Raw genomic sequence first — 7,801 nt, 5'->3', positions numbered from 1 at the left:
CTTTTACTGGCGGGTTTCTCCGGCGTCCAATGCCAGTCTAGACCAATCGAATCCCTTTCACGACCTGATCAGTCAATCGATTTCACTCCTTCTAGATTGGAGGAAGTCTAGAAATGGAATTCCCCGGCATCGTAATGTCTGCTGCAGACTTAAGAGAATACAGTATTCGTTAGTACCTTTCGGCGTACTAGACGCCATCACGTTCCGAATACGGGTATACGCCCGAACTGCGTGCTCGGCGTTATTGTTGTTCCAGGGAACGTCGTCATAATCGAGGAAAGCGAAGAGTTTTTCCTTGTTCTTTTCGATTCTCTTTCTCATGGCTATGCCAACCTCTGTCGCGCAGCGCAGTTCCGCCACGTCATTGAGAAATCGTTCGGCCGACCGCTTGTGCTTTCCGAGATTTCGCTTCTTTAACCCGTATCTATCGATGGTTTCGACGATTTCCCGTAGCAGCGAACCGAACCGCGTGGCGATGAACGTCAGTTCTTCGTTGAACGGGTGCTTGAGCATATCCTCGTTAATATCGCGCATTAGGTGGATGAGGCATTTCTGCTGCTGGCAAGGTACCGCGTCATATGCGCCGTAGAAGTCGCTGACCAATACGCCCTTAAAGTCTGCCAGCGTCTCGTCTAATATCGATGCTTCGCGCGATGACGAGTACACGTAGGCAATGGCCGTCAGATTGGCGAATGTCCAGACGTAATGGCCGCCACCGTATACGACGCCTTTGGTCTCGTCGGCATTTACCAGGGGACCGCTTCTGATCTGTTCGAGGATCCAACGATACGTCGGCTCGTAATACCTTGCCATCGCGGATTTCACGTTGTGCACCGCGGATGCCGTTATTGACACATTGAAAAGAGTGGCGACGTGCTCAGCTATGTTTTGGCGCGATAGGCGCATCTCGATCAGAAGGTAAATGATGTAGGCGCAGAGGTTCTGGCCAAATTTCGAGCGCCTCTGATAGATCGTCATTTCCGCCTTGCAGGCACCGCACCGATAACTGTTGTACCGGTACCGGACGACCCATCGCTTGATCCCACGGCGCGTAAACTTCAGATCGAAAACAGTTTGGGACAAGCGTTTGGCAACCCACACCTTCGATGCGCCGCATCTGGGACAGCACGCGGGTCTGTCGTCGATGGTTGCCTCCTTTTCCACGGCCACCTTCTTGACGGGTTTCACACTCTTCTCGATGGTTCGCCGTATCGCCTTATTGGTTCGCACATAGACCTTTGACCTCTGGTAGTCCCAGTATGCAGCCGCGTTGATCTTCTCGAATTCAGGCAGTGCGCTGGGAAATTTCCCGAAGGTCCGTTGGAACCCGACTTCCAGAGATTCGACGTTCACGGTTTCCAACTTCGTCTTGCCGCCGGACTCGCCGGTGCCGCAAATACGGGCGAGGGCCTCGGCGACCAGCTCGGCCGCACGGCAGTCTTCAATGTTATATGCGATCAGCTCGCGCCGGAGTCTCTCGTCGGAAGTAAGTTCCCAACATCGCCGGACAAGCATAGCGGCGCTGCCTGACGCTTGTGGCCAAGTCCATTCAAATCCGAGCCACCGGGCGATGTCCTTCAGACCGTTTGAGTAGGTGGGGAAATAGATTCTTCCGTAGATGCAGCCCAGAAGGTTCACCGACCCGTCGATGAGTCGATCGAGAAACTCAGCGTCTTCAAATGACGCCGGCCACCGCTCCCTCATGGCTTTAAGAAAGCGGCTTTCATACGCGCCGTGATGCACAATCTGCGGTTTTTCGACCAGCTTGAGGGCGCAAAGGCATTGCCGCCAGATCTCGCGCTCGCCTTCCGGCCCGTCGGCCCAAAAGGACTTCTCAACAGGAATGCCTTCCGCTTCGTATCTAAGTCCAATGAGGTAATAATAGTCCCGGTCAGGAACACCCTCGACGTCCATGAAAACTGGCGTCCCTTGGATCGATAGCGTTGGAGAACCGACGACGTGGGTCTGAGCTTTCTTGATGGCGAGGGCCTTGAGCTTGTGATCGTGTTTCACCGGCGGGCTTGCACGAGGGGCCGTCGACTTAATTCGCCTTCGGCGTCGCGGACGATAGCCATAGGAAAGCTGGGTGATGGTTGAAATGCCCTTTTCACTGTTTCGCGACCGTTCCTTTGCGGTCATGGCTCCGAGGAGGCTTAGGTCTTCCCGTTCAATTGCGAGGGCTCGGCACCGCGCCTGGAAATCACACATTGCGCAATGGTTGTTGAGGATGAGCGGGGGCGGATCCCCGGCCAGGGAGGCTGATGCAATTGCCTCGACAATCTGCCGCGCTTTCGGGAGGTGGTTGTCAATCCTGACGGTTCTGTCGCGCTCGCCTTCACCATAGATGACTCTCCCGTACGACGGAATTTCTTCTCCGGTCGCCTGCTGGATTGCCATAGCCCCGAAGCAAACGAGCAGATCGTCGGACCGGTCACGTTTGTTCCATGCCGAAAAGACAATCGGGACATAGTCGTGACCAGGGTCAGCTCTCTCGGTCTGGTTGCCCACCCGCACAGCCACGGCCAGGTCCCGCGCGCACGCCGCGGTCTCACAATCCACAAGCAGGGTGGGCGTGTACTCGGCAGGGACACCAGTCTGCCGCAAGTAGTCGAATGACACTGCGTTGGTCGATCCCATTCGGGGGCCTTGGCTCACCCTGGCCTTGTATGCGGCCGAAGTGCGCCCTAGCGTGTCAGCGAAGAAGCTGTCTGGCGACTTCTCGCCATGCGCCGTGAGATACGCCTTCGTTGAGCATTTCAGGTAAGCGGCAAAGACTGCCGCACTGATGTTCGCGCTCGCGTCCATCGCGTTCCAATCATGCGAACTTCATTGTGATCGCCGAAAGGGCAGCCACCGGAACTCGCCATCAACGCCGACCTCATTGATTTATAGCATCAACTCATGGATTGCGACGCTGACATGCCGCATCGTCTGATCGGTTCAGCGCGCCCAGCTGGCCTGTGTGGCATTGAACATCACTGGCGTGGCAGCTTTCTCAGCATTCCCAAAGGTCACGAGCGCAGGTTCGCAGCCCACCGGATGAAGCGGAATGGCCGCTTCCTATCGTCTACTTCCGACCTTCGGAAGCTCCCGCCGAAGGTCGGGGTTGGGTCAGAGGTGTCGGTTCAGCGAACGGTTTAACTTGCGCCACCACGCGGACGTTATACGCGACCTCCTGCGTCCATCGTGGTATTGTGTCAGTTCGAAGGTGCCCTCCGGCGTCTCCACTGGGAGGTGGGACATGGACATAGAGGAGTGGCTGCGCAGCTTAGAGCTGCAGCAATACGTTACGGCCTTTCGCGAGAACAACGTCGAGGCAGATGTGCTCCTGCGGCTAACGGCCGAAGACCTTAAGGACATTGGGGTTAGTTCGGTAGGACACCGCCGGAAACTTTGGGACGCGATCACCGAGCTAAGGGACAGATCTTCCCTAACGCCAGCCGATAAAGCGAAAGCGTCCGCGCAAGTCACGGAACACGCGTCGGCAGTCGTGTCGCCGTCGGATGGCGAGCGTCGGCAGTTGACCGTGATGTTCACCGACCTCGTCGGCTCAACGGCGCTATCGGCTCGCCTCGATCCCGAGGAGATGCGCGAGATCATCCGAGGGTATCAAAATTGCTGCACAGGTGAGATTACCCGCTTTGGGGGCCACATTGCCAAATTCATGGGCGACGGCGTGCTGGCCTATTTCGGCTGGCCACATGCGCATGAAGATGACGCCGAGCGGGCGGTGCGTGCCGGCCTCGCTGTGACCCGCGCGCTTGGCGGGCTCCCGGCAACTCAAGGTCGCTGTTTGGCGGCGCGCGTCGGCATTGCCACCGGCTTGGTCGTCGTCGGCGACTTGGTGGGGTCAGGGCCATCGCAGGAGCATTCCGTTACCGGCGATACCCCAAACCTTGCAGCTCGGCTTCAGGCATGCGCAGGGCCCGGGGAGGTGCTTGTCGCTGAGGGTACGCGGCGTCTCTTGGGCCAGCTCTTTGCCTTCTCCGAGCGAGACGGCTTGGTGCTCAAGGGCTACAACGCCTCAGTCCGCGCTTACGCCATCGTGGGCAGTGGCTTGATGGAGAGCCGCTTCGGTGCGTTGCACGGGCAGGAGGTCGCGACACTGATCGGACGTGAACGCGAGTTCGCCATACTTCTCGACGCGTGGGCCGGAATCGCCGACGGGCAAGGTCAGGTCGTCCTGCTTATCGGCGAGCCCGGGATCGGCAAGTCGCGACTGGTCGAAGCGCTTAAATCCCGGCTCGACGCCACACCTCACGCCCGCTTGGAATATCAGGGTTCCCCGCTCCACGCCCAGACCGCGCTCCATCCTTTCGCCAGTGAACTCGCGCGGACCGCCGGATTCCGCCGCGAGGATGGGGCCGCCGCACAGCTCCAAAAACTGAATGCCCTGCTCACGCGGCGATTGGGAACCAGTGCCAAGGCCGCCGCGCCAATTCTCGCGGCGCTTCTCGCCTTGCCCGCGGAGGGCACGCTGTCCTCGGACCTCACGCCGCAGCAAGTCAAAGCGAAGACGCTGGCGATCCTGATGGCGCAGGTCGAGGTCTTGGCACGCTGCGGGCCGCTCCTGCTCGTCTTTGAGGATGTTCACTGGGCGGACCCAACGTCGCTCGAGCTGCTTGCTGCATTGGCGGAAAGGGCAGCCTCCCTCCCGGTCCTGATGATTGTCAGTCATCGGCCGGAGTTCACGGCGGTTTGGAGTGACCTCCCGCACACCCTTTCCCTGACGGTCGATCGTCTGAACCGGCGCGATGCCGCGACACTTGCTGAGCGGACAGCAGATCCGGGACGCCTGCAGCCCGTGGCGATCCAGCGCATCGTCTCCCGGGCGGATGGAGTTCCGCTCTTCATTGAGGAGCTGGCCAGGGTCGTGCTTGAGACCGGGCCTCCGGGCGAAGCCGAGTCGGACCTCTCCGAGATGTCGCGGGCATCTCAAAAAGAGATTCCGAGCACTCTGAGCGGCCTGCTGTCGGCCAGACTGGATCGCCTGGGCACCGCAAAGGAGGTCTTGCAGGTTGGTTCCGCCATCGGTCGGGAATTCTCCCGTGAGCTGGCGATTGCGGTATTGCGGGGCGAGAGCGGCTCTGCCGACGAGGCCCTGGAGCGCGCGATGGCAAGCGGCCTGATCGTCCGCGAAGGTGCCGGTCAGTCGACGACGTATAGATTCCGCCACGCTCTCATTCAGGAGGCGGCTTACGCCTCCCTGCTCAAGAGCCGCCGTCGATCGCTGCACGCCCGCATCGCCTATCTCGCCGAGGCGCGCACATCCGAGTTCCGCGCGTATGGACCTGAGTGGCTGGCCCGACACTACGCCGAAGCCGGAGAGACCAATCGGGCGGCGGCTCTTTGGCTCGAGGCCGCCCGTCAGGCGAAAGCTACGTTCGCGACTCGCGAGGCCGCATCCCATCTGGCGGCTTGTCTCGCCACGTCGCGATCTCTCGCCGGAGGTGCGGAAGTGACGCCTGAAATTCGCCACATCTGCACTGATGCTTTCGTCATGCTTGGGGATCTCGCGAGCCTTGCCGAGGACATCGCTACGGCGGACGATCATTACCGCCAGGCAATATTCGAGGCCTCAGATCCCGACGTCCGCCAACGCATCGAGAAAAAGCGCCACCACTGCAGAATGACAAAGCGAGACTCGGCGCGCATCGCCTTTTACGAGCACGGTGCGGGGGACACGACGCTGCTCTTTGTCAGCACACAGGCGGTCGGATTGGCCATGTTCCAGCCTATCCTCGAGCGCCTCTGCGACAACTTCAGGGTTGTCACCGTGGATCCGCGAGGGTCCGGTCGCTCGGCTGGCCTGCACAGGCCCTACACGATCGCCGAGCATGCGAGCGATGCGCTCGCCGTGATACGCGAGCTTGGGGCTACGAGGCTGATCGGCGTCGGTATCTCCATGGGAGCCAACGTTCTGTTTCGAGTCGCACATCAAGCGCCAGGGCTTTTGAGTGGAATCGTTACCATCGGCGCGCCTCCGGCCGGCCAAGGCCAGGAACATTTCTCAAACGACTGGATCGCGCTTCAAGCAGAGATGAGACGCACCGGAGAGGTCGAGCCCATGCTGCGGCTTCACGTAGGCCAGATCTTCTCAGAGCCCGAAATGCACGAAATGTTGGACTCCGTCGTTCGATCCAGGCTCAAGCTACCGAAGGAGACACTCCTGAGCTTCTTCCTAGACGCGACGGACGGCGACGTGACAGGAATTCTGCCTGCCGTGCGCGCGCCGACGCTAGTGACGCATGGCGCAGAGGATCGGCTGGTCTCATTCGCGGCTGCAGAGCTGACTGCATCGTTGCTTCCCGACGCAACGCTGCACGTCTTCGACGGCAAGGGCCACTTGCCCCTATTTACGGCCACGGCCGAGTTCTGCGATGTCCTTCAGGCCTTCGTCCGTAGCCTCGCCGCGGGCAGGCCCGCTTGAACGAAGATGCTACCGCGCTGCTCATCGGCGAACTCCGGGCGGGCAAGGCCAGTGATCTCGCGATACGGCCGCGATAGCCCTTGTCGTACCTCAGGCCGGACTCGATGTTTTCGATCTCCTCGGCGGCAAGTCCGCAGGCTATCAACATTTCCTGGATGGAGTAGCCGAGATGCTCGCGGTATGCCCGGATGATATGCGTCCCCTCGGAAATTGCCTTCAAGACCGCCTCGGGAATGCGCGAATCCTTCGTGTGGCAGCTCCGTAAAAGCAGGGTAGCGCCTGACGATCGGAAATTTCTCTCCGACCTGGCGAACCAAACAAATGCAAACAGAATGGATGTCAGGCGGCCTGACCGGCCTCAGCCATGGAAACGGCCACTGCTGAAAAGTGGCGGCCAAGCCAATATGGCGGTTCACCCCCATTCCAAGCAAGTCCGAGCGCCCAATCGCTGTCGCGGGCCAAATGCGATTGCTTTAGGTGCCGTCTGGTTCGTACCATGGTTCATGCTGCCGACGAACAAAACAACATTGCCGCTACTCTTCCGCGTAGCCGCTTGGCTTATTCTCGCCGCCGTCGCCGTCGCAACACTGTCCCCGCTGGATGCGCGCCCCAAGTCTGGATTTGTACCTGACGTCGAACGTCTCGCTGCATTCCTGACCGTCGGGCTTTTGTTTGGCCTTGGATATCCGAAGCGGTGGATTGCCGTCCTTGGATTATTATTGGCAGGCATCATCGGCCTGGAAGCGCTACAGCTTTTGCTTCCCGACAGGCATGGTCAAGTTGCCGACGCCGCCTTCAAGTCGGCCGGATGCTCGCTGGGGCTCATGGCCGGGGTAGCAGTCAGGCGCGTGTCGCCATGGTGAGGGGGAGTGTTCGGTTCTCCCGCAACGCGGGTTCAGAACGGGCCGTCCTCACTCGGCAGCGAGGCGCACACCGAGTATTGCTCGCCCTTCATCGGTCAATCGATGATTTGGCCCTTCGGTGCAATACCCCTCTCTGGTCAGAGATTTCAGGCAGGTCTTTACCCAGCGCGGTCTGAGCCCGGCAAGCATCTCCAGGACTTCTAGTTCTTGCGGGAAAATGTAGCGCACGGCAGCTATTTCCTAATCCGACCTCACCAGCCGCGCACCCGGCCGTGCAGCGTATCGCTGCAATGCCGACAGTTGATAAGGAACCCCGGCTGCTGGTTTTAACGCCGGGAAATAAGGGAATCGTCGAGGCTGAACCTAAGAGCCTGAATCAAAAAGAATGGCTTTATATCAAGCTCTTGCGAGCCTGCGTGTGAGCAGGCGAATGTGGGCGACGTATATCCAGGCTTCTGCGGAGGCGATGGATTTCTCCCAGTCCTTGGCCAGCCTGCGGCATCGCCCC

General features: G+C 59.7%; 3 protein-coding genes and 1 pseudogene. 2 read left to right on the top strand and 2 right to left on the bottom strand.

The features are described from left to right. Positions 1-72 precede the first annotated feature (72 nt). Positions 73-2,805, bottom strand: a complete 2,733-nt coding sequence (locus tag G6N73_RS33690; protein WP_165034239.1) for a TM0106 family RecB-like putative nuclease — start codon at positions 2,803-2,805, stop codon at positions 73-75. 244 nt (positions 2,806-3,049) lie between these two features. Between G6N73_RS33690 and G6N73_RS33685 the strand changes: the two genes are divergently transcribed. Both G6N73_RS33685 and G6N73_RS33675 read left to right on the top strand, forming a co-directional pair. Further along, entirely contained in the window at positions 3,050-6,430 is a 3,381-nt protein-coding gene (locus G6N73_RS33685) for an alpha/beta fold hydrolase (protein ID WP_343044838.1), read from the top strand. 503 nt (positions 6,431-6,933) lie between these two features. After that, positions 6,934-7,293 carry a VanZ family protein gene (locus tag G6N73_RS33675; RefSeq protein ID WP_246252783.1) on the top strand — a complete coding sequence of 120 codons (360 nt, stop codon included), beginning with the start codon at positions 6,934-6,936 and terminating at the stop codon, positions 7,291-7,293. A gap of 396 nt (positions 7,294-7,689) precedes the next feature. Here the strand turns inward: G6N73_RS33675 and G6N73_RS33670 are convergent. Further along, positions 7,690-7,801, bottom strand: a pseudogene (locus tag G6N73_RS33670) (IS5/IS1182 family transposase); the annotation flags it as partial.

Source organism: Allomesorhizobium camelthorni (assembly GCF_011045125.1).
Taxonomy (GTDB): domain Bacteria; phylum Pseudomonadota; class Alphaproteobacteria; order Rhizobiales; family Rhizobiaceae; genus Allomesorhizobium; species Allomesorhizobium camelthorni.
The sequence above is the reverse complement of the archived record's forward strand: the minus strand, read 5'-3'. Positions and strand labels throughout refer to the sequence as shown.

Coding starts and splice junctions, on each gene's coding strand:
- G6N73_RS33690 (WP_165034239.1), bottom strand. CDS start 2,805: ATGGACGCGAGCGCGAACATCAGTGCGGCAGTCTTTGCCGCTTACCTG.
- G6N73_RS33685 (WP_343044838.1), top strand. CDS start 3,050: ATGGCCGCTTCCTATCGTCTACTTCCGACCTTCGGAAGCTCCCGCCGA.
- G6N73_RS33675 (WP_246252783.1), top strand. CDS start 6,934: ATGCTGCCGACGAACAAAACAACATTGCCGCTACTCTTCCGCGTAGCC.